The sequence below is a fragment of the Bradyrhizobium sp. USDA 3256 genome (assembly GCF_054058275.1).
The window spans coordinates 657,799-679,653 of record NZ_JBSSAE010000002.1; the positions used below are offsets into that span (position 1 = coordinate 657,799).

21 protein-coding genes and 1 pseudogene are annotated in these 21,855 nt (G+C 57.9%); 21 read left to right on the plus strand and 1 reads right to left on the minus strand.

Going from position 1 to position 21,855, the window contains the following annotated elements; translation table 11 throughout:
• Positions 1 to 545 precede the first annotated feature (545 nt).
• The 15 genes from ACVWY5_RS04785 to ACVWY5_RS04855 all read left to right on the plus strand — a co-directional run bounded on the left by ACVWY5_RS04785 (position 546) and on the right by ACVWY5_RS04855 (position 15,919).
• On the plus strand, positions 546 to 740 hold the full coding sequence (locus ACVWY5_RS04785; protein ID WP_080667218.1) for a 4Fe-4S binding protein: 195 nt from the start codon (positions 546 to 548) through the stop codon (positions 738 to 740).
• A 178-nt stretch (positions 741 to 918) separates the two neighbouring features.
• Positions 919 to 2,415 carry a Fe-S cluster assembly protein SufB gene (gene sufB, locus ACVWY5_RS04790; RefSeq protein WP_028336731.1) on the plus strand — a complete coding sequence of 499 codons (1,497 nt, stop codon included), beginning with the start codon at positions 919 to 921 and terminating at the stop codon, positions 2,413 to 2,415.
• Between the two features lie 70 nt (positions 2,416 to 2,485).
• Entirely contained in the window at positions 2,486 to 3,238 is a 753-nt protein-coding gene (gene sufC / locus ACVWY5_RS04795; protein WP_028336730.1) for a Fe-S cluster assembly ATPase SufC, read from the plus strand.
• A 19-nt stretch (positions 3,239 to 3,257) separates the two neighbouring features.
• Positions 3,258 to 4,580 carry a Fe-S cluster assembly protein SufD gene (gene sufD / locus ACVWY5_RS04800; RefSeq protein ID WP_028336729.1) on the plus strand — a complete coding sequence of 441 codons (1,323 nt, stop codon included), beginning with the start codon at positions 3,258 to 3,260 and terminating at the stop codon, positions 4,578 to 4,580.
• A complete protein-coding gene (locus tag ACVWY5_RS04805; RefSeq protein WP_028336728.1) occupies positions 4,577 to 5,824 on the plus strand; it encodes a cysteine desulfurase in 1,248 nt (415 codons plus the stop codon). The genes sufD and ACVWY5_RS04805 overlap by 4 nt, the downstream gene beginning before the upstream one ends.
• Before the next feature lie 472 nt (positions 5,825 to 6,296).
• Positions 6,297 to 7,799: a nitrogenase molybdenum-iron protein alpha chain gene (gene nifD, locus ACVWY5_RS04810; protein ID WP_028336727.1), complete on the plus strand. Its 1,503-nt coding sequence runs from the start codon at positions 6,297 to 6,299 to the stop codon at positions 7,797 to 7,799.
• A gap of 88 nt (positions 7,800 to 7,887) precedes the next feature.
• Positions 7,888 to 9,444 (plus strand): nitrogenase molybdenum-iron protein subunit beta, encoded by a 1,557-nt coding sequence (gene nifK, locus ACVWY5_RS04815; RefSeq protein WP_028336726.1) that lies wholly within the window; start codon positions 7,888 to 7,890, stop codon positions 9,442 to 9,444.
• Positions 9,445 to 9,542: 98 nt separating this feature from the next.
• Complete coding sequence (nifE, locus tag ACVWY5_RS04820; RefSeq protein ID WP_028336725.1) at positions 9,543 to 11,189, plus strand: nitrogenase iron-molybdenum cofactor biosynthesis protein NifE; 1,647 nt, start codon at positions 9,543 to 9,545, stop codon at positions 11,187 to 11,189.
• A 9-nt stretch (positions 11,190 to 11,198) separates the two neighbouring features.
• A complete protein-coding gene (gene nifN / locus ACVWY5_RS04825; RefSeq protein WP_028336724.1) occupies positions 11,199 to 12,599 on the plus strand; it encodes a nitrogenase iron-molybdenum cofactor biosynthesis protein NifN in 1,401 nt (466 codons plus the stop codon).
• The gene (gene nifX / locus ACVWY5_RS04830) at positions 12,596 to 12,991 is read left to right on the plus strand and encodes a nitrogen fixation protein NifX (RefSeq protein WP_028336723.1); all 396 of its coding nucleotides are present in this window, start codon (positions 12,596 to 12,598) and stop codon (positions 12,989 to 12,991) included. The genes nifN and nifX overlap by 4 nt, the downstream gene beginning before the upstream one ends.
• A gap of 6 nt (positions 12,992 to 12,997) precedes the next feature.
• A complete protein-coding gene (locus tag ACVWY5_RS04835) occupies positions 12,998 to 13,468 on the plus strand; it encodes a NifX-associated nitrogen fixation protein (protein WP_028336722.1) in 471 nt (156 codons plus the stop codon).
• An 8-nt stretch (positions 13,469 to 13,476) separates the two neighbouring features.
• Positions 13,477 to 13,677 carry a CCE_0567 family metalloprotein gene (locus tag ACVWY5_RS04840; RefSeq protein WP_028336721.1) on the plus strand — a complete coding sequence of 67 codons (201 nt, stop codon included), beginning with the start codon at positions 13,477 to 13,479 and terminating at the stop codon, positions 13,675 to 13,677.
• A gap of 13 nt (positions 13,678 to 13,690) precedes the next feature.
• The gene (fdxB, locus tag ACVWY5_RS04845) at positions 13,691 to 13,984 is read left to right on the plus strand and encodes a ferredoxin III, nif-specific (protein ID WP_028336720.1); all 294 of its coding nucleotides are present in this window, start codon (positions 13,691 to 13,693) and stop codon (positions 13,982 to 13,984) included.
• A gap of 357 nt (positions 13,985 to 14,341) precedes the next feature.
• Entirely contained in the window at positions 14,342 to 15,205 is an 864-nt protein-coding gene (locus tag ACVWY5_RS04850; protein ID WP_028336719.1) for a hypothetical protein, read from the plus strand.
• 318 nt (positions 15,206 to 15,523) lie between these two features.
• The gene (locus ACVWY5_RS04855) at positions 15,524 to 15,919 is read left to right on the plus strand and encodes a Rieske (2Fe-2S) protein (protein WP_028336718.1); all 396 of its coding nucleotides are present in this window, start codon (positions 15,524 to 15,526) and stop codon (positions 15,917 to 15,919) included.
• A 10-nt stretch (positions 15,920 to 15,929) separates the two neighbouring features.
• On the opposite strand, the gene ACVWY5_RS04860 is transcribed toward ACVWY5_RS04855, so the two are convergent.
• Positions 15,930 to 16,520 carry a hypothetical protein gene (locus ACVWY5_RS04860; RefSeq protein WP_028336717.1) on the minus strand — a complete coding sequence of 197 codons (591 nt, stop codon included), beginning with the start codon at positions 16,518 to 16,520 and terminating at the stop codon, positions 15,930 to 15,932.
• Positions 16,521 to 16,792: 272 nt separating this feature from the next.
• Here ACVWY5_RS04860 and ACVWY5_RS04865 point away from each other — a divergent pair, with 272 nt between their 5' ends.
• From ACVWY5_RS04865 to ACVWY5_RS04890, 6 genes and pseudogenes are all read left to right on the plus strand, one after another.
• Complete coding sequence (locus ACVWY5_RS04865; protein ID WP_028336716.1) at positions 16,793 to 17,113, plus strand: HesB/IscA family protein; 321 nt, start codon at positions 16,793 to 16,795, stop codon at positions 17,111 to 17,113.
• A gap of 290 nt (positions 17,114 to 17,403) precedes the next feature.
• On the plus strand, positions 17,404 to 18,618 hold the full coding sequence (nifS, locus tag ACVWY5_RS04870) for a cysteine desulfurase NifS (protein WP_038377807.1): 1,215 nt from the start codon (positions 17,404 to 17,406) through the stop codon (positions 18,616 to 18,618).
• Positions 18,615 to 18,839 (plus strand): putative nitrogen fixation protein NifT, encoded by a 225-nt coding sequence (gene nifT, locus ACVWY5_RS04875; RefSeq protein ID WP_028336714.1) that lies wholly within the window; start codon positions 18,615 to 18,617, stop codon positions 18,837 to 18,839. The genes nifS and nifT overlap by 4 nt, the downstream gene beginning before the upstream one ends.
• Positions 18,836 to 19,700: pseudogene (locus tag ACVWY5_RS04880) on the plus strand (SIR2 family NAD-dependent protein deacylase). The gene nifT and the pseudogene ACVWY5_RS04880 overlap by 4 nt, the downstream one beginning before the upstream one ends.
• Positions 19,701 to 20,041: 341 nt before the next feature.
• Positions 20,042 to 21,598 carry a nitrogenase cofactor biosynthesis protein NifB gene (gene nifB, locus ACVWY5_RS04885; RefSeq protein ID WP_028336713.1) on the plus strand — a complete coding sequence of 519 codons (1,557 nt, stop codon included), beginning with the start codon at positions 20,042 to 20,044 and terminating at the stop codon, positions 21,596 to 21,598.
• Between the two features lie 9 nt (positions 21,599 to 21,607).
• A complete protein-coding gene (locus tag ACVWY5_RS04890) occupies positions 21,608 to 21,832 on the plus strand; it encodes a 4Fe-4S binding protein (RefSeq protein ID WP_080667217.1) in 225 nt (74 codons plus the stop codon).
• Positions 21,833 to 21,855 lie beyond the last annotated feature (23 nt).

A 21,855-nucleotide genomic window follows, 5' to 3' on the forward strand; every position in this document is an offset into this window, starting at 1 on the left:
CGAGAAAAACCACTTTCGTCCCATACAGGGTATAGAATGCAGGCCTGCCGGTAATCCGCGGAGAGTGAATATTGCCTGCAGCGGCTTGCTCTGAAGGCATGCGATCATCGAAGCGACTTTATCTGCGCGATCGCCGCGACGTTTCTGGCTGTGCTGCGGAGACGCGGACCGGCGACGACTGCACCAGCTCTTCATCGTCGCGCTGTAGCTCGATCCGCTCTGTTCGGTGAGAGAACCGATGTGCAGCAGAGCACTCGGAAGAGGCGGTGCCCGATTGTAGCCGCGCCACCGCGGCCATGCGAAGGATCATGCCTTTGAGTCGGCGGGCGCGGTTCACCTCGCCGGCTGACCGCCGCCGGATCGACTTGAGCTCAAACTAGGCGTTCAGATCAAGCCGCCGTGATGCCGATTGTCGCATTTGCGACAACCGTTGAGGCGGCGAGATGCGCTTTGGAAAATAGCCGAGACAAATCAAGCCTAAGATCTTTGGCATAAGACTTGAAAGCAAGAAGTGGTCCCGCACTTTTGCTTATGGAATCGCAGTGATGGCCTACAAGATAATCGCATCCCAGTGCACCGTCTGCGGCGCATGTGAGTTCGAATGTCCCAACGCCGCGATCAGCCTGAAGAACGACATATATGTCATCAATCCGGCCCAGTGCACCCAATGTGAGGGGCATTTTGACGCGCCGCGATGCGCTGTCGTTTGCCCAGTGCCCGATACCTGCGTGCCGGCATAAGGGTGGCCGATGAGGGGGGCCGGTGCAAAACATGATGAAGACTCGAGCGACGGCAACAGCTGCCTGGATCGATCATCTGATTCTCTTACTCGCTGGTCCCGTAACGTGCGCGATCAGCGGAGGCGGCGCGGAGCAACCATCGTCGACTGAAGTCGTCCATGCGCGAGCGGAGTAGGCAGTGGTAGCCGTGCCAGAGACGATCGAGCGCGTCCGGCGCATCGACGTCGACCAGTATCGATATGGGTTTGAGACGCTGATCGAGTCCGACAAGGCCCCGAAGGGGCTGTCGGAAGACACCGTCCGCTTCATCTCCGCAAAGAAGAATGAGCCGGCCTGGATGCTGGAATGGCGCCTGGAGGCGTATCGCCGCTGGTTGACCATGACCGAGCCGACCTGGGCGCGCGTCGACTATCCGAAGATCGACTACCAGGACATCTACTACTACGCGGCGCCGAAGCCGAAGAAGACGCTGTCCTCGATCGACGAGATCGATCCGGAAATCCTCAAGACCTACGAGAAGCTCGGCATCCCCTTGCGCGAGGTCGCGATCCTCGAGGGCGTCGAGCCGCCGCCCGGTGGTGAGCAGACGCCGAACCGCAAGATCGCAGTCGACGCCGTGTTCGACTCGGTTTCGGTCGCGACCACCTTCCAGAAGGAGCTCAAGGCGGCCGGCGTGATCTTCATGCCGATCTCGGAGGCGATCCGCGAGCATCCCGAGCTGGTGCAGAAATATCTCGGCACCGTGGTGCCGACCTCGGACAATTACTTCGCGACGCTGAATTCGGCGGTGTTCTCTGACGGCTCGTTCGTCTACGTCCCGCCGGGCGTGCGCTGCCCGATGGAGCTGTCGACCTATTTCCGTATCAACGAGCGCAACACCGGCCAGTTCGAGCGCACGCTGATCATCGCCGACAAGGGCTCCTACGTCTCCTATCTCGAGGGCTGCACCGCGCCGCAGCGCGACGAGAACCAGCTGCACGCCGCCGTGGTCGAGCTCGTCACGCTCGACGATGCCGAGATCAAGTATTCGACGGTGCAGAACTGGTACCCGGGCAATTCGGAAGGCAAGGGCGGCATCTACAATTTCGTCACCAAGCGTGGCGACTGCCGTGGTCGTAATTCGAAGATCTCCTGGACCCAGGTCGAGACCGGTTCGGCGATCACCTGGAAATATCCGAGCTGCATCTTGCGCGGCGACAATTCGAGCGGCGAGTTCTACTCGATCGCGATCTCGAACGGTTTCCAGCAGGTCGATAGCGGCACCAAGATGATCCATCTCGGCAAGGATACGTCGAGCCGGATCATTTCGAAGGGCATCGCCGCCGGCAAGTCGCAGAACACCTATCGCGGCCTGGTCAGCGCGCATCGCAAGGCAACCGGCGCGCGCAACTATACCGCTTGTGACTCGCTTCTGATCGGCGACAAATGCGGCGCGCACACCGTGCCCTATGTCGAGGCCAAGAATTCCTCGGCGACGTTCGAGCATGAGGCGACCACGTCGAAGATCTCCGAGGACGTGCTGTTCTATTGTGCGCAGAGAGGTTTGAGCGAGCAACGGGCCATTGGCCTCGTCGTCAATGGTTTCGCGAAAGACGTTCTGCAAAAATTGCCGATGGAATTCGCGGTGGAAGCGCAGAAGTTGATCTCAATCTCGCTCGAGGGATCCGTCGGATAACCAAACGTTCCGCGAGCCCTCCCGATTGCGGCTTGCGTTCCGGATGACGCATTTCAGGGGTCAGATCACAATGGCGCTACTCGAAGTTCGAGATTTGCATGCCGGTATCGAGGACTGCAAAATTCTTCGCGGCCTCGATCTTACGGTCAATGCGGGTGAGGTGCATGCGATCATGGGGCCGAACGGCTCCGGAAAGTCCACACTCAGCCACATTATCTCCGGCAAGCCTGGCTATCGAGTGAGCACTGGTCGAATCCTGTTCAAGGATGAAGACCTACTCGCGATGGAAGCAGACGAGCGCGCCGCCAAGGGCGTATTTCTTGCATTCCAGTATCCGGTGGCAGTTCCCGGGGTGACCACCATGAACTTCCTCCGCGCGGCGCTCAACGCCCAGCGTGGGGCGCGCGCACAAATGGAGTTTTCGACCCCCGATTTTCTGAAACGAGTTCGCGAGGTCGCTAAGTCGCTCAACATCCCGGAAGGCGTGCTCAAGCGCGGCCTCAATGTCGGATTTTCCGGCGGCGAGAAGAAGCGCAACGAGATTTTGCAGATGGCGCTGCTCGAGCCGAGCCTGTGCATCCTGGATGAGATAGATTCCGGCCTCGATATCGACGCGCTGCGGATTGTCGCGGACGGCATCAACGCTCTGCGTTCGCCGGAACGAGCGATGATCGTGATCACCCACTATCGGCGGCTGCTCGACTACATCGAGCCGGACGTTGTCCACGTAATGTCGAAAGGGCAGGTAAGGAAGAGCGGCGGCAAGGAACTCGCGCTGGAGCTTGAGGCTTGTGGCTACGCCCAATTCGAAGGCGCGGCGTGACCGCTCAAGGAACTTCCCGATGAAGCAAATTGTGGCCAAAGCCGCCGCCGGGCGCGCGATGGGCAATCTCTTCGCCGCGGCGCATGGACGGCTGCCTGGCTCCGGGCCCGTCGCGCATATTCGTGCGAGGGCATTTGAGGCCTACGAGCGTGCCGGCCTCCCGCATCGGCGCATCGAGGCTTGGAAATATACCGATCTGCGCGCCCTGATTGGCGAGGTCCTTCCACTCGCTCCGCGACCCGATGCGGCTGCGCTGGTGCGCGCAGCGAGGTCGGTTAAGCAAGCGGCAGCCGATCAGGCGGTCAAGCTCGTCTTGGTGGATGGTATATTCGCCCCCGAGCTTTCCGATGTCGGCAGGCTAGAAAACGGGGTCGATGTGCGGTCGCTCCGAGAGGTCCTGGAAAATTCTGCCGATAGCGCGATAGCCGCTCTGGTGCTGTCGACGACGACTGACGCGGTGATCTCGCTCAATGCGGCAATGGCGACCGATGGCTTGGTAATTTCGATCGCTGAGGGCAGAGCGGTAAAACGTCCGATACAGATCGTTCACGTCGCAACCGGATCGTTGGTGTCCACCTTCACGCGTTCCTATCTGCAGCTCGGCCAAGGCGCGCATGCGGCGGTGCTGGAAAGCTTTGTCTCGGCCGAAGGCACGAGCGCCTATCAGACCAACGATGCGACCATCGTCCTGGTTGGTGACGAGGCGAGCCTTTCGCATATCCGACTAGCAGCCGATGCTGCTGACGCGGTGAACATCTCGTCAGGGATCATCGCGGTCGGCGCCGGGGCGAGGCTTGATCTCTTCAGCATGACCTGCAGCGGCTCCATCAGTCGCTATCAGGGATTCGTCACGTTGGCCGGCGAGGGATCCGAGCTTTCGGCGAACGGGGTCAATCTCATCAGGCACAAGCAGCACGTCGACACGACAATCGTCGTCGACCACGCCGTGCCTCATTGCACCAGCCGGGAGAAGTTCCGTGCGGTTGTCGACGATTGCGGTCGTTCGGTGTTCCAAGGCCGGATTGTCGTTCGTCCCGGCGCGCAGAAAACGGACGCCACGCTGACGACGGGAGCGCTGCTTCTGTCCGACGAGGCCGAGGCCGACAACAAGCCCGAACTTGAAATCGTTGCCGAGGACGTGACTTGCCGTCATGGATCGACATTAGGCGCGCTGGACGGCGCTCTCGTATTCTATATGCGCGCTCGCGGTCTATCCGAGAAGGACGCGCAGGCGTTGCTGATTAAAGCATTCCTGGGTGAGCCGATTGAGGAAATCGCTACCGAAAATCTGCGCGATCTTGTGAGCGCGCAAGCTGAACACTGGCTGCTGGCGCGGCGATGAGCATGCATCCCGCGATGAGCAATGGCAGGTACGACGTTGACCGGCTGCGTGCGGACTTTCCAGCGCTGAGCATGACGGTCTACGACAAGCCGCTAGTCTATCTCGACAATGCTGCCTCGGCGCAGAAGCCGAAGGCGGTACTTGACCGCATGATGCGGGTGTACTCAAGCGAATATGCCAACGTACATCGCGGTTTGCACTACCTCGCTAACGCGGCGACCGAGGCGTATGAAGGCGCCCGCACCAAGTTGGCTCGATTTGTGAACGCCCATCTATGCGAAGAGATCATCTTCACCCGCAGCGCCACAGAGGCAATCAATCTGGTCGCCCAGACCTTCGGCCGCGAACGCGTCACCCCAGGGGATGAGATCGTTCTCTCGGTGATGGAACACCATTCCAACATCGTGCCGTGGCATTTTCTCAGGGAACGGCACGGTGCGGTGATCAAATGGGCGCCAGTGGATGATGACGGCAACTTCCTGCTGGATGAATTTGAGCAGCTTCTGACCCGGCGCACCAAGATGGTTGCGATCACACACATGTCGAATGTGCTCGGGACTGTCTTGCCGGTAAAGGAGGTGGTGAGCATCGCGCACGATCGTGGTATCCCGGTGTTGATCGATGGTTCGCAAGGATGCGTCCATTTGAACGCCGACGTCTGCGACATCGATTGCGATTTCTATGTGATGACGGGCCACAAACTCTATGGTCCGACGGGCATCGGCGTGCTTTACGGCAAATCTGAGCATCTGGCGTTGATGTCACCCTTCAATGGCGGCGGCGAGATGATCCGTGAGGTCTCACGTGCCGGCGTCATCTATGGTGATCCGCCGCACCGGTTCGAGGCGGGTACCCCGCCGATCGTCGAGGCGGTCGGTCTGGGGGCGGCTGTGGATTACATCAATTCGATAAGCAAGGAGCAGATCCGCGAGCACGAGAGCGGGTTGCTTGCTTACGCTCAGCAGCGGCTGGGGGACATCAATTCCCTGCGCATGGTCGGGACACCGGCCGAGAAGGGGCCGATCATCTCGTTTGATATGAAGGGTGCCCATGCGCACGATATTGCCACCGTCATCGACCGGGAGGGTGTAGCGGTGCGGGCAGGGGCCCATTGCGCGATGCCGCTGCTCAAGCGCTTCGGTGTTCTGGCGACGTGCCGTGCGTCCTTCGGCCTCTACAACACATGCGAAGAGATTGATGCGCTTGTCCGTGCTCTTATCAAGGCGCGGCAGCTGTTCTCGTGAGCCGGCGCGTGGGCCACGTCTAAGTGGCTAGGCAGCTTGTATCGACCTCCGCAGGCGATGACGTCATGCACAAGATCATCATCGTCATCGCTGATGATAAGCATCGGTCGTCTCGGCAAACATAGGTGGTATTGGCAAGCCGGAGCCGCCCAGCCGGCTTTACTTATTACTGGCCGCTTCCGACCGAGCGCGATTGCTAGGTGCTGCAAACAACGGCTATTCCGCGGCTGCGAGAATTGCGACGTAATTTGAAGCCTATCCAGGCCTTGTTCCATTTCGAACAGGGCCAAGACGAAGAATTCTCCGTGCAAAGCGCGATGTCGCCTTCGCAACAACAACCAGCCCCATCGGACGAAACGCGCTAACTGTTTTTATTTATTATGCTTTTTGTGCTCGCGCCGCGCTGGCATGCTCGTTGCAGTCTTGTTCAAGAAGCTGCTCCCGCAACAGCCAATTCTTGAAGGACATCAGCATGAGTCTCGCCACGACCCAGAGCATCGCAGAAATCAGGGCTCGCAACAAAGAGCTGATCGAGGAGGTGCTGAAAGTCTATCCGGAGAAGACCGCGAAACGGCGTGCCAAGCACCTCAACGTTCACCAAGCCGGCAAGTCGGACTGCGGGGTCAAGTCCAACATCAAATCAATACCTGGTGTGATGACAATCAGAGGCTGCGCCTATGCAGGATCCAAAGGGGTGGTCTGGGGACCGATCAAGGACATGGTCCATATCAGCCATGGCCCGGTCGGCTGCGGTCAGTATTCGTGGGGCTCGCGTCGCAACTATTATGTTGGCACGACGGGCGTCGATAGTTTCGTGACCCTGCAGTTCACCTCCGACTTCCAGGAAAAGGACATCGTATTTGGCGGCGACAAGAAGCTGATCAAAGTCCTTGACGAAATCCAGGAGCTGTTCCCGCTCAACAACGGCATCACCATCCAATCGGAATGCCCGATCGGACTGATCGGGGACGACATCGAGGCCGTGTCAAGATCGAAATCCAAGGAATACGGCGGCAAGACCATCGTGCCTGTTCGCTGTGAGGGCTTTCGCGGCGTGTCGCAATCGCTTGGCCACCACATTGCCAATGACGCGGTGCGCGATTGGATCTTCGACAAGCTAGAGCCCGACGACGAACCAAAGTTCCAGCCGACGCCCTACGACGTTGCGATCATCGGAGACTACAATATTGGCGGCGATGCCTGGTCATCGCGAATTCTGCTGGAAGAAATGGGCTTGCGGGTGATTGCGCAGTGGTCCGGCGACGGTTCCCTCGCCGAACTCGAAGCAACGCCGAAGGCAAAGCTCAATATTCTGCATTGCTACCGTTCCATGAACTACATCTCCCGCCACATGGAGGAGAAGTTCGGCATCCCCTGGTGCGAGTATAACTTCTTCGGACCGTCGAAGATCGCAGAATCGCTGCGCAAGATTGCGGGCTATTTCGACGACAAGATCAAGGAAGGCGCCGAACGAGTAATTGAAAAATACCAGCCACTGGTGGACGCCGTAATTGCAAAATATCGCCCCCGCCTGGAGGGCAAGACTGTGATGCTGTACGTCGGCGGGCTTCGTCCACGTCATGTGATTGGCGCGTACGAGGATCTCGGCATGGAAGTCGTGGGCACCGGATACGAGTTCGGCCACAACGACGATTATCAGCGCACCGCCCAGCACTACGTTAAGGACAGCACGCTCATCTACGACGACGTCAATGGCTATGAATTCGAGCGCTTCGTCGAAAAGGTCCAACCAGATCTGGTTGGCTCGGGCATCAAGGAAAAATATGTTTTTCAAAAGATGGGTGTGCCGTTCCGGCAGATGCATTCCTGGGACTATTCCGGTCCATATCACGGCTATGACGGCTTTGCGATCTTCGCGCGGGACATGGACATGGCTGTCAACTCGCCGATCTGGAAGAAGACGAAGGCCCCCTGGAAGGAAGCTGCGAAGCCGAAGCTCTTGGCTGCAGAATAACAAGCACTTGGTTCCACAATAGAGCGACCAATCCCGCTCTCTGCGGAGAGCTTGGGCGACATCATTTCGATAGTGAAGGATCTTAACAATGGCGCAGAGTGCAGACCATGTGCTCGATCATCTCGAACTGTTCCGCGGTCCAGAATACCAACAAATGCTGGCCGACAAGAAGATGTTCGAGAATCCCCGCGATCCTGCCGAGGTCGAACGTATCAAGCAATGGACGAAAACGCCCGAATATCGCGAGAAGAATTTCGCGCGGGAGGCGCTTGCGGTAAATCCGGCCAAGGCTTGCCAGCCGCTTGGCGCCGTATTCGTCTCGGTTGGTTTTGAGGGCACGCTGCCCTTCGTCCATGGCTCGCAGGGCTGCGTGGCCTATTACCGCAGCCATCTGTCGCGGCACTTCAAGGAGCCGAGCTCCTGCGTGTCTTCGTCGATGACGGAAGACGCCGCTGTATTCGGGGGGCTGAACAATATGATCGATGGCCTCGCCAACAGCTACAACATGTACAAACCCAAGATGATTGCGGTCTCGACGACCTGCATGGCCGAGGTGATCGGCGATGACCTGAACGCCTTCATCAAGACATCAAAGGAAAAAGGCTCGGTTCCGGCGGAGTTCGACGTGCCTTTCGCGCACACTCCAGCGTTCGTCGGCAGCCACGTCACCGGCTATGACAACGCACTCAAGGGCATTCTCGAGCATTTTTGGAACGGCAAGGCCGGAACGGCGCCGAAGCTGGAGCGCAAACCAAACGAGGCAATCAACATCATCGGCGGTTTCGATGGCAATACCGTTGGAAACCTTCGTGAGATCAAGCGAATCTTAGCGTTGATGGGCATCAAACACACGATTCTCGCCGATAACTCTGAAGTCTTTGATACCCCGACTGATGGCGAGTTCCGGATGTATGACGGCGGTACCACGCTGGAGGACACGGCCAACGCGATTCACGCCAAGGCGACAATCTCCATGCAGCAATGGTGTACGGAAAAAACGCTGCCGTTCGTGTCCGAGCATGGACAGGACGTTGTGTCTTTCAATTACCCGGTAGGTGTATCCGCGACGGATGATCTTCTCGTGGCCTTATCACGCATCAGCGGCAAGGAGATTCCGGAGCAACTCGCGCGAGAGCGTGGCCGCTTGGTTGATGCTATCGCGGATTCCAGCGCGCATATCCATGGCAAGAAGTTCGCGATCTACGGCGATCCAGATCTCTGCTATGGGTTGGCTGCCTTTCTGCTCGAACTCGGCGCCGAGCCAACTCATGTGCTGTCCACCAACGGCAACAAGGCGTGGCAGGAAAAAATGCAGGCGCTGTTTGCCGGCTCGCCATTTGGACAGGCTTGCCAAGCCTATCCGGGACGAGACCTCTGGCACATGCGCTCGCTCTTGTTCACAGAGCCGGTCGACTTTCTAATTGGCAACACCCATGGCAAGTACCTGGAGCGTGACACTGGAACGCCATTGATCCGCATCGGCTTTCCAATCTTTGATCGGCATCACCATCACCGCTTCCCTGTATGGGGCTATCAGGGCGGCCTGAATGTGCTGGTGAAGATCCTCGACAAGATCTTCGACGAAATCGACAAGAAGACCAGCGTTCTTGGCAAAACTGACTACAGTTTCGACATCATTCGTTAATGACGGGCAGTGCGCGTGCCGTCGACGAAACACGCGGCGATGGCACGCGCGCAGGATGGTTGACATTGAAATTTGCTTCCGCTGAGAGGAAAATGCTGATGAGTTCGCTAGCGGCCACGGTCCAGGGTATTTTCAGCGAACCGGGCTGCGCCAAGAATGGAAGTAAGTCGGAGGCTGAGCGCAAGAAGGGCTGCGCCAAGCAACTGCAGCCGGGCAGCGCTGCGGGTGGCTGTGCCTTCGATGGCGCCAAGATTGCGCTTCAGCCTTTTACCGACGTCGTTCACCTCGTGCATGGTCCGATCGCGTGCGAGGGCAATTCGTGGGACAATCGCGGCGCGGCGTCTTCCGGCTCTAGTCTGTGGCGCACCGCATTCACAACCGATATGAGCGAAACCGATATCGTATTCGGGGGCGAGAATCGGCTCTGCAAAGCGATCAAGGAGATTATCGATAAATACGACCCGCCGGCGATCTTCGTCTATCAGACCTGCATCCCGGCCATGATCGGGGACGATATCGACGCAATCTGTAAGGCGGCCTCGCAAAGGTTCGGCAAGCCGGTGATCCCGATCAATTCTCCGGGGTTCGTTGGTTCCAAGAACCTTGGTAACAAGCTCGCCGGCGAGGCCTTGCTCGATTATGTGATCGGAACGCAAGAGCCGGACTACACCACACCGTACGATGTCAACCTGATCGGCGAATACAATCTCTCGGGCGAACTCTGGCAGGTAAAGCCGTTGTTCGATGAGCTTGGCATCCGGATTCTCTCTTGCATTTCGGGCGATGGCAAATATCGCGAGGTCGCTTCATCCCATCGTGCGCGGGCGGCGATGTTGGTGTGCTCGAAGGCCATGGTCAACGTCGCACGCAAGATGAAGGAACGCTACGGGATCCCGTTCTTCGAAGGGTCGTTCTACGGTATTCAGGACTCAAGCGATTCGTTGCGTCAGATTGCCCGCTTGTTGGTTGAGCGCGGCGCGCCGAAAGATCTGCTCGGGCGCGCCGAAGCTGTGATCGCACGCGAGGAAGCGAGGGCGTGGGCTGCGATCGAGCCGTACAAGCCACGAATCACAGGCAAGAAGGCTTTGTTGATTACCGGCGGCGTCAAGTCATGGTCAGTCGTTGCGGCATTACAGGAAGCCGGCCTCGAACTGGTCGGAACCAGTGTGAAGAAATCGACAAGGGAGGACAAGGAACGCATCAAGCTGCTCATGGGGCAGGATGCTCACATGATCGAGGATATGACGCCCCGCGAAATGTACAAGCTGTTGAAGGACGCTAAGGCAGACATCATGCTCTCGGGCGGCAAATCGCAGTTCGTTGCACTGAAGGCGGCGATGCCCTGGCTCGATATCAACCAGGAGCGTTGCCACGCCTATATGGGCTATGTCGGAATGGTCAAGCTAGTGGAGGAGATCGATAAGTCGCTCTCCAACCCGATGTGGGAGCAGTTACGCCGACCGGCGCCCTGGGAGGCATTGGCCAAGGCGATGGTGCAGTTGAAATCACCGGTCGCCGCGATCGCCTGCGATCCGGCGGTCTCGGAGGCGGCGCGGCGCGGGAGGAAGGTCTGTTTTTGCAATACCGTCGATCTCGGCACAATCGAGGATGCGATCTACGCGCATGGCCTGACGAGCGTCGAGGCAGTCAGAGACCACACAAATGCATTCGGTGGCTGCTGCAAGCGACGCATCGAGGACGTCCTGGCGTCCACGCCGCTCGCTGGGCTGCAGGCCGCCGAATAGGGAGATGTCATGGCCATCGCCATGGTGCCGACAAAAGCATGCGCCGTTAACCCGTTGAAGATGAGCCAGCCGATCGGCGGCGCATTTGCCTTCATGGGCATATGTGGAGCGATGCCGCTTCTGCACGGCTCACAAGGTTGCACGTCCTTCGGGCTCACGCTCTTTGTGCGGCATTTCAAGGAGGCTGTACCTCTGCAGACCACCGCAATGAGCGAGGTTGCGACCGTGCTCGGCGGCTATGAAAATCTCGAGCAAGCGATACTCAATATCTACAACCGTACTAAGCCAAAGATCATCGGAATCTGCTCAACCGGCGTCACCGAGACCAATGGAGACGATGTGGATGCCTACCTCAAGTTGATCAGGGACAAGCATCCGCAACTTGCGAAATTGCCGCTGGTCTATGTCTCGACGCCTGATTTCAAGGGAGCATTCCAGGACGGCTGGGAGAAGGCTGTGGCGCGCACAGTGGAGTTGCTGGTGGAAGGGTCAAATGTCAATGGCCTGCGCGATCCATCGAGGGTGAATGTTCTTCCAGGATGTCACCTCACGCCGGGTGATCTCGATGAACTCCGCGCCATCCTTGAGGATTTTGGGTTGCGGCCGTCCTTCTTGCCTGATCTGGCGGGGTCGCTCGATGGGCATATCCCCGACGAGTTTACGGCAACGACCATCGGCGGCATCGGCGTCGACGAGATTGCGAGCATGGGCCGCGCCGGGTGGACCATTGCAGTCGGCGCGCAGATGCGGCGAGCAGCAGAGCTCATGCAGGCCAAGACTGGCGTGCCATTTCGCCTGTTCGAACGCCTGTGCGGTCTCGGTCCGAACGACGACTTCATGACGTTTCTGAGCGAGATCAGCGGCCGCCCCGTGCCACCGAAATATCGGCGCCTGCGCGGTCAACTTGCCGATGCAATGCTGGACGCGCACTTCCATATTGGCGGTCGTAGAGTTGCGATCGCGGCCGAGCCAGATCTCCTATTCGACCTCTCCAGTATGCTGCACGACATGGGCGCGCACGTGACTGCGGCCGTGACGACCACGCAGTCGGCGGTGATCGAACGCATCAAGACGGAGGAGGTGCTGATTGGCGATCTCGAGGATCTGGAAGAGGTTGCCAGAACCAAGCATTGCGACCTGCTGATCACGCATTCGCATGGCAGGCAAGCGGCGGCTCGGCTGAAAATTCCGTTCTATCGAGCCGGCTTTCCGATGTTCGATCGGCTTGGCGCGGGGCACCAACTAACCATCGGTTATCGTGGCACGCGGGATCTGATCTTCGATATCGCCAATCTTGTGATCGCGGACCGCGAGGAAAACCATCAGCCGACGCCCGATAAATGGCGCGCGTCGGCCGCACTGCCACTAATGTCGGGCCATCGCAGTGCAGCTGAGAGGGCGATCGCATGAAGGTCGCATTCGCAACACAAGACCTAAGACGCGTCGATGCCCATTTTGGTTGGGCAAAGAATATCGCCATCTACGATGTCGCGCCAAACGGACACGTGTTTCTCAAAGCGGTTGAGTTCGAGGGAGATCTCGCGGAAGACGGCAACGATGACAAGTTGGCTCCGAAGATCGAAGCGATCAAGGATTGCGCAATCCTGTACGTTGCGGCCATCGGCGGTGCAGGCGCTGCGCGGGTGGTCGCCAACAACATCCATCCCATCAAGGTAAGCAAGCCAGAAAATATCCTTGTGCTGCTCGAAAAGCTCGAGCACGTCCTGAAGGGCACGCCGCCGCCTTGGCTCCGCAAGGCCTTGGCGAAGGACCAACGGCGCACATTCGAGTTCGACGGATGAGGTGAAATGACCGAGGCAGCAGAAAAAGAGCGGCAGGGCGGCACCCTCGATGGGCCCTTCCTCAAGGAGCTAGTCAAGATATGGCGCGCTCAAGATACCAACGGAGCCTGGGAGGCCAAGAGCGATTTCGACCTGCTCGAACCTTATATCTTGGACAAGGAGAAACGGCGTGCAATACCGATTGTCGGCGATCCTGATCCCGATACCCTGTGGCGGCTGGAGCTGTTCTTCAATGCGATCGCACTCTCAATTGAGAAGGAAACGGGCGTGATGATCCAGCCGATGCTGAAGATGCATCATGAAGGCTTTGGCCGCATGGTGCTGATCGGAGGTCGGTTGATCGCAGTGAACAAGCAGCTGCGCGATGTGCATCGCTTCGGCTTCGATAATCTCGCAAAACTCGCAGAGGAGGGCGACAAATATGTCAGGGGCGGAATCGACTTTATTCGGAAGTTTCCGGACGTTGCAAACTATTGAGGGCACTCATGAGCGATCGTGAAACACTGAAGGCAGAACTAAAGAAGTTGTCAGCCAAAGCGCTGCAAGCAAAAATGGATCTGCACGACCTTTCAGAAGAACTTCCCATCAACTGGACTTCGATCATGGTGGTAGCGCAGGAGGCGCACGATGCCTATGCCGAACTTGAACGCAAGAGCCATGATTTGAAATCGCTAGAAAAAACTTGAAGGGTTTCGAAGCATGTCATTTGCAACGCGCGATGGCCGTGACTGGACGCCGGATTACCTGATCTCGATCGATGCCAAGAATTGCATTGGCTGTGGCCGTTGCTTCAAGGTGTGCGGTCGAGACGTCATGACGTTGAAAGGAATCAACGAAGAGGGCGAACTTGTCGATCTCGACGACGACGATGAGATCGAAAAGAAGGTCATGGTTCTGAGTGATCAGGGCGCTTGCATCGGATGCGGTGCCTGCGGCAGGGTTTGCCCGACGAATTGCCAGACACACGTTCTAGCCACAGCAGAAGCTGCCTGAGTGACGGCAAGGTCCCCCTCGCGGCTGGCGCGATATATGCGAGGGAATAGTCGCATTAAGCGTTCCAACCTGCTGTTGTCTCAATGACGAAGAGATGGTGGTGTAGACCTGTGCCGTTAAGCCAGTCCTTGATGGATCGACCGTCGAGGGGATCATGCAATGCCTGCCTATAGATTGCGGCTTGATGACTGGCGGTTGTTTGCCGGTCGCGCGGATAACTGCTCGTTGTGTGGGACTTCGGACAGATGCTCTGCGCCTATGGGTCAGCTTGTAGTCAGCTAAGTTACTTATTCTCGTCCGCGAGCTCGCGCGGCACGAGCTCAACAGGTGCAATTTTGCCGATAGGAAAGCGATCTGATGTATGGCAGAATCGTCGGCTCATCCAGCCAGTCTACACGCGCTAGCCAAGCTGATGAATCGGGAGAGGCTGGTGATAGCCCCCGCTTTGCGGAAACAGTTGCGGGCATCGAGTCAGGTGGATCGTCGTCGGCGCCGTATTCTAACGATTCCGATCCGCCCATTATAGAGATCGAAGACCGATCTACCTTCATGGAAGGAGTGAGGAGATATTTGGGTGGCGACATCAGGGACATCGTTAGTAACCCACAAGAATACTCGCGTTTCGTATCCAAGAAAGCTGAGCGCGCAGCAATGGTCGCCGGAGGCTATTCCAGTAAATACGATGATCCGAACATAGAGGCGAAATTTTACAGCTATCAACTGGGTGACGAAAGTGTTGGCCTTCTAAGAGTAGGAAGCGGCCCGGTTGAGATCAATGAAGAACGTCTTCGCCGGCAGTTTGGGCGCGACGATATCACATCTGTGGTGGACCTTCGGGTGACTCATCCGCTGGTCGAGAACGCGGGCGATATTCTGCTGGAACATCAACTGCGAATCGACGGCGCTAATCCGTTGGTCCTGTCACGTCCTGCCTTGGACGGCATGGAACGCCGCCTAGGGGAAATGGGCTTTGTTCACGTGGGTGATAATGACTGGGTGCTTGATCCTAATCGGCATCCCGAAGTGTGGACAAAGAACGAGAACAGCCAGTGGCAGCGAGTAGACAGGCCTACGAAGTATCTTTCCAAAGTAGTAGAGGACGAAGTACAAGGAGCGGACAATGATTCCGATGCTGCAACCAGCATCGAATCAAATGCTTCTTCCGACGATGATCCATCGTTCTACCTGGAGCGCTACCTTCAAGGACTGCGCATGGGGTAAAGCAGGCGCGATCTCGACACCCGCGCGGAAGATGACCGGCTTTTCCTGACTGCACGCGCCGGCGCAATAGTCTCCGCCTAGGGAGCGTACGCCTGCAGCGTGCGCTCCGTTGCCACCTAGGCTAGAGATCAAAACGGCTGAAGACGCTGGCCGCCAACTCTTGATGGACGATCGCAGCGTGCGACGGGTTGAGTTTACAATGTCGCTCCAGCTGGCGAGAAAAGGCCGGCACATCTCTTGACAAGAACTCCGGTGTCCGCGCCTGCAGGTCCGCGTTGCCAGATTTTTGGTGCAGTTGGTTAGTTGGAAGAGCCATGAATGCAGTCAGATGTCATCTACGCGATTTGCAGCTTTAAAGATATTCCAAGCCGCCGGGCCATGGGATTCCATCTTATGGTCATCGATGACGAGGGCAATCAACGGCCGTGGTCCATCGTTGTGATCCGATGGGGCAAGAAGGTGTTTGGCTATATCAACAAATGCCCGCACGACAGCGTCAATCTAGATTGGGAACGAAACGAATTCCTCGATCCATGCGGTGTCCGGCTGATGTGCGGCAAACACGGATCGACCTTCGAACTCGGCACCGGGCGGTGCGTCGACGGTCCATGTAAGGGGAGAGCGCTGACGCCGATCGCGTTGACAGTGCTGGACGGCGATATCTGCGCCGTCGGCGTCCGTCTTGTCGAAGGCGATGCGCCCTCCAACGAATGAACCGTTGCGCTCAGACCGGTCGATTTTCGTTGCGATTCTTGACGGGTTCCATCCTCTTCAGTCCATCTTCGTACGAGATCTCGTCATAGGACAGATCGAGATTCTTTGCCGCATCGAGCAGGTAATCAAGCTTGCCACCTGAATCGAGCTTCTTGATGTCGTCCTTGTTGATCCCGACCAGGTCCATCATCTCCTTCCAAACTGTGGACTCATCGCACGGGAGGACGTGGAACGTAGCATTGCCAAGCTTGACTCGGTATTTCGCCAGCAGATCTATATTGTTGCAGAACATGAAGTAGCTGCCGTCGCGGCTTAGCGCGCCGTCCAGCACGCCTGCAACGTCGGCAAGATACGCGAAGGAATGCAGATAGCCGGCCAGCACCGGAATGGTTTGCTCTCCGTCCTGCGCGATGGTCAGAACCTGCTCGATCGAATAGTCCGGCGGCCGTTTCTCGTCCGCGACTTGGGCCTGGAATTTCAGTGCGACGTCGCCGCGAAAGCCGAACCGGCCAGGCTTAATGGTCCCGCCTTTGAATACGGCATTGAGCAGGCGGCCCTCCTTCTCAAGTCTACCGAGTGCGGTGTTCTCGATTGCAGTCATTAAAATCGTCCTCGATCTAAGCGTTTAACCGACGCGCTGGCCGGTGCGAGACGCAATGCAAATTGCTTGCCGCCCGTGCGCAGCAGTCTTCGGCGTTGCTTGCAAGGAAGGGACGTAAATGGCTCCGACCGCATCAAGCCGACTTGTCGGAAATTCGACACGAGTTCCAAAGCCGACAGGCACGACCCGAAAAGGTGAACATCATCAAACGTCTGCATGCTGGCACATGACTTGCCATTGGCAGGCAGCCCTGAGCAGATGAAGGATAAGTCATGATCAACCTGACGGATAGCGCGGTGAATGCGGTCAAGAGCGCGATATCATCATCGACGCAGCCGGCAAGTGGCCTGCGCATTATGGTCGAAGCAGGTGGCTGCAACGGGTTCAAATACAGGATGGGTCTGGCCGAGGAACCGAAGCCCGACGACAAGGTGATCGAGTGCGGTGGCCTGAAGGTGTTTGTCGACAGCAAGAGCCATGAGCATCTGGTCGGTACAACCATCGATTTCGCGATGGCGCTGGAGAGCCCGGGCTTCACCTTTCATAACCCGAACGCCGCCTCGAGTTGCTCCTGCGGAAAATCGTTCAGCTAGGCTGGAAGAGACGTCAAGCATGCTGCCTGAATCAGAGCAACTGAGGCAATTGCGGACAGCCGCGAACGGCCGAGAACTGCGTATTCGCGCTGTAATCGAGGTTATCCGATCCATTTTGCAACGCGGCGGCCACAGTCGGCTGATTCGGCTCGATGGCAGCGGATCACGGTCAGCCTGGTGCCTGCGCGTTCTGCAAGCTTCCGGGCGGGTCGCTGGAAAGCATTCAGGCGTGGCTTGCCGATAGGCTAGGCGAATTCGTCTGTCATCCCGGTTGCTGCCGCAGCCAAGGCATGAGATTGAGCGAGGGGCAAGTGGCGATTTATCTCGATAACAATGCGACGACGCGGACCGATCCATCCGTCGTGCAAGCCATGTTGCCCTTCTTCACCGAGCAATTCGGCAATGCGTCATCCAGCCATGCCTTTGGCGGCGAGGTCACGATTGCGATGAAGCAGGCGCGCCGTAGCTTGCAGGATCTGTTGGGGAATGCCCACGATCATGAGATCGTTTTTACCTCCGGTGGGACCGAGGCGAATAACGCCGCCATCCTCTCGGCGCTTGCGACCCAGGAGGACCGCGACGAGATCGTCACCACCTCGGTTGAGCACTCCGCCATCCTTTCGCTGGTCGAGCAATTGTCGACGAAAGGCGTCAAGACGCATATCGTGCCCGTAGATTCCCGCGGCCGGCTCGACGTCGAGGCGTTTCGCTGCGCGCTCGGTCCACGCACAGCGATCGTCTCGATCATGTGGGCTAATAACGAGACCGGTACGATTTTTCCGGTGGAGTTTCTAGCCGGGTTGACCCGTGAGGCAGGCGCGCTGTTTCACACAGATGCGGTCCAGGCCATAGGTAAGATACGTGTTGACCTAAAGGATAGTGCGGTGGACATGCTGTCGCTTTCAGCGCATAAGCTGCATGGCCCGAAAGGGATCGGCGCGCTCTATCTGCGCAAAGGGACAAAATTCCGCCCGCTGATCTCGGGCGGACCGCAGGAACATCGGCGCCGCGGCGGAACTGAGAATATCCCCGGCATCGTCGGTCTTGGAAAAGCTGCGGAGTTGGCGGTCGAGCGGCTCGAGCCGGAGCGTGTTCGCATTGGTGCGTTGCGCGACCGCCTGGAGCAGGGGATTTTGCACAATGGCGAGTGCGCGGTGCTCGGCGGTGCCAGCAACCGGCTACCGAACACGGCCAATATCGCCTTCGATGATCTCGATGGCGAAGCTATCGTCCATCATCTCAATCGTGCGGGCATTGCCGTGTCGCTGGGATCAGCTTGCAACTCCGGCTCAATGGAGCCGTCGCATGTTCTGCGCGCTATGCAGGTGCCATCGCGGAGCATGCGCGGCGCGGTGCGTTTTTCCCTGTCGCGTGAAACCTCTGTTGCGGAGGTCGATGAGGTCGTATGCGTACTGTCCGACATCGTGGCTCGCCTGCGCGCCAACTTGCGGGAGTCTGCCAGTCTGACCAACCATGCTACGCATTCGGGGGAGTTGAGTTCGTGAAGATCATGATCCGCCGCTCCCCCGACGCGGGCCTGTCGATCTACGTGCCGAAAAAGGATCTCGAAGAGCCGATCGTGGAATCCGAGCACGAAACGCTATGGGGCGGCTGGATCAAAATAGCTAATGGCTGGGTGCTCGATTTGCCGCAGATGGCAAGCGATACGCGCTTGCCGGTGACAATCAACGCCAAAAAACGGGGCGAAAACGGTGACGATCCGTGAAGACGACCCAGCAAATCGATTTTGTCCACGCGACCGATGCTAAGGCCATTCTCGCGGACGTCACTGCCGGGCTGAGGGCTGCGAGCGTTGTTCCCTATCTCGGTCCTGGCCTCGCCGAACTGTCGAGACCCGACGTGCCGACGACCCCCGAGGCGTTATCTGATTTCTTCGGCAGCAAGGTTGCGCTGCCGCGGCGGGCCAAGGGTAACGTATGGGCCGCGGCGCAGCACATCGAGATCAGCAAAAATCGCTCCACAGTGACGGCATTGATGGCGCACGCCTTCGCTCGGCCGGTCGCGCCGATCCCGTTGCACCATCATCTTGCGTCTCTGTCACTGCCCATCATAGTTGACACTTGGTATGATGGGTCGATGCGCAGCGGCGCTGGACAAGCACGATGGATGGGGCGAAGTGCAGGGTACCACCCGCGCCGGCATTGGCGAGAATCGCTGGTATCGCTTTTATGACCCGGCTGGCCAGGAGGTCGACAGTATCGTAGCGGACGGCTGGGCGACGGTGTTGTACAAGCCGCACGGCAGCGTGCAGCCGGCAAAGAACTTCCTGATTTCCGACTCCGATTATGTCGAGGTGCTGACCGAAATCGACATCCAGACACCTATTCCGGACATCATCAAGCAAAGGCGGATCGGACAGAGCTTTCTCTTTCTCGGTTGTCGCTTTAACGATCAACTGTTGCGTAGCTACGCCCGGCAAATCATCAAACGGTCGGCCAACACGCACTATGCGATCATTGACGTGGATGCACTTTCACGCAATGAGCTCCGTTTTCTACGTGAGCAAGGCTTGACACCGCTTGCGGTTGCACTGCCTCGCGCGGTCGAGATACTGCTCGCCCGTTAATGGCGTTGCGAAGCCGGATCGCCCAGCTCGCATTGGCCTGTTGTGAGAGGCCGCATCGCATCAAAGCCAATAGGGATGGGAGCCGGGCGCGCGAGCCTGGCGGGTAAATGAATGCACGCGGCCGTGGAGCTCGGCGGCAGAAACACGACGTACTTGTCGCGTTTCCTGCATACGCATGATCGTTTTTCCTGTATGCGTTGGCGTCAATGTTCCCGCTAACACTTTGGCGCATGGCTGCAATGTCAGCGTCTCCGCGATGGCATGTGAGTTGCTACTGCTCTTCTTGAGGCGCTCGGGCTGATCCTGAGAAGCCGATGATTGCCTGCAGGGAGAAGTGGAAAATGAACGCGGTCGTCGGGCGCGAATATGCCAAAGCTGCGGTAGATGCCGGCAAGATGGTGCAGCCGACCGCCGAGCATAAGGGCTGCCGCACCTCGTCCAACATCGGCCAAGCGAGCTGCGGCTCGCGGGCGGGGCAAGGCGATCTGCCGACCGAGACCTGGAAAAAGGTGAAGAACCATCCCTGCTACAGCGAAGAGGCGCATCATCATTACGCCCGCATGCACGTCGCGGTGGCGCCAGCCTGCAACATCCAGTGCAATTACTGCAACCGCAAATACGACTGCGCCAACGAATCACGCCCGGGCGTGGTGAGCGAGAAGCTCACGCCTGAGCAGGCGGTAAAGAAAGTGCTTGTGGTAGCCGCCACTATTCCTCAGATGAGCGTGCTTGGCATCGCCGGTCCCGGCGATCCGCTGGCCAATCCAGAAAAGACGTTCAAGACGTTCGAACTCGTCGCCAAAGCGGCTCCGGACATTAAGCTGTGTCTGTCAACCAATGGGCTGAGTCTGCCAGATTACGTTGACGTCATCGCCAAGTCCAAGATTGACCATGTCACGATCACCATCAACATGATCGATCCCGAAATCGGCGCCAAGATCTATCCCTGGATTTTCTTCAACCACAGGCGCTACACCGGAATTGACGCGGCAAGGATACTCACTGATCGCCAGCTGCTAGGCCTGGAGATGCTTAGCGAACGGGGAATCTTGTGCAAGGTCAACTCTGTGATGATCCCGCATATCAACGACCATCACCTGGTCGAAGTCAACCAGGCGGTGAAGTCACGCGGCGCCTTCCTCCACAATATCATGCCGCTGATCTCCGCACCCGAGTACGGCACAGTATTTGGCCTCAACGGTCAGCGCGGGCCGACAGCGCGGGAATTGAAGGCGCTGCAAGATTCTTGTGAAGGGGAGATAATTATGATGCGGCACTGCCGTCAGTGCCGGGCCGATGCTGTGGGTCTGCTCGGAGAGGATCGCAGCGCAGAGTTTACCACCGATCAGGTCATGAAGATGGACATCGAATATGACCTCGAGATGCGCAAGGCTTATCAAGACCGCCTAGAGGATGAGCGTGCCGCCAAAGCCGCGGCCAGCAAAGCCGAGCTCGGGAAATTGGCTGGGGAAGCGAGTGAGATCTCGCTTCTGGTGGCAGTCGCAACCAAAGGCTCGGGGCTAATCAACGAGCACTTCGGACATGCGAAGGAATTCCAAATCTACGAACTTTCCACTTCGGGCACAAAATTCGTCGGCCACCGCCGGGTGGACGCCTACTGCCAGGGCGATTATGGCGAGGAGGATAGGCTTTCGACCATCATCCGAAGCATCCATGACTGCCATGCGGTGTTTGTGGCCAAAATCGGCGGTTGCCCGAAAAGCAATCTGATCAAGGCTGGAATCGAGCCGATCGATCAATACGCGCATGAGTTCATCGAGAAGTCGGCGGTCGCCTGGTTCCGGTGCTATCTCGACAGGGTGAAAAGCGGTGAGATCCAGCACGCGAAGCGCGGCGACGCGTCGATTCGGCAAGGAGCCCTGATCTCTGCCGCGTAGGGAGGTTATGTGCCATTCAAGATCATTGCCTCGCAATGTACGAGCTGCTCAGCCTGCGAACCCTTATGCCCGAACGTGGCAATCTCGGAGAAGGCGGGAAGCTTCGTGATTGAATCAGCAAAATGCACCGAATGCATAGGTTATTTCGACGAGCCGCAATGTGTCGCCGTCTGTCCGGTCGACAATACTTGTGTCGTTGACACGTCCTTGCCGCGCTACCAGGCGCCGGCCTAAAGGGTGAACTCCATGAACGGATT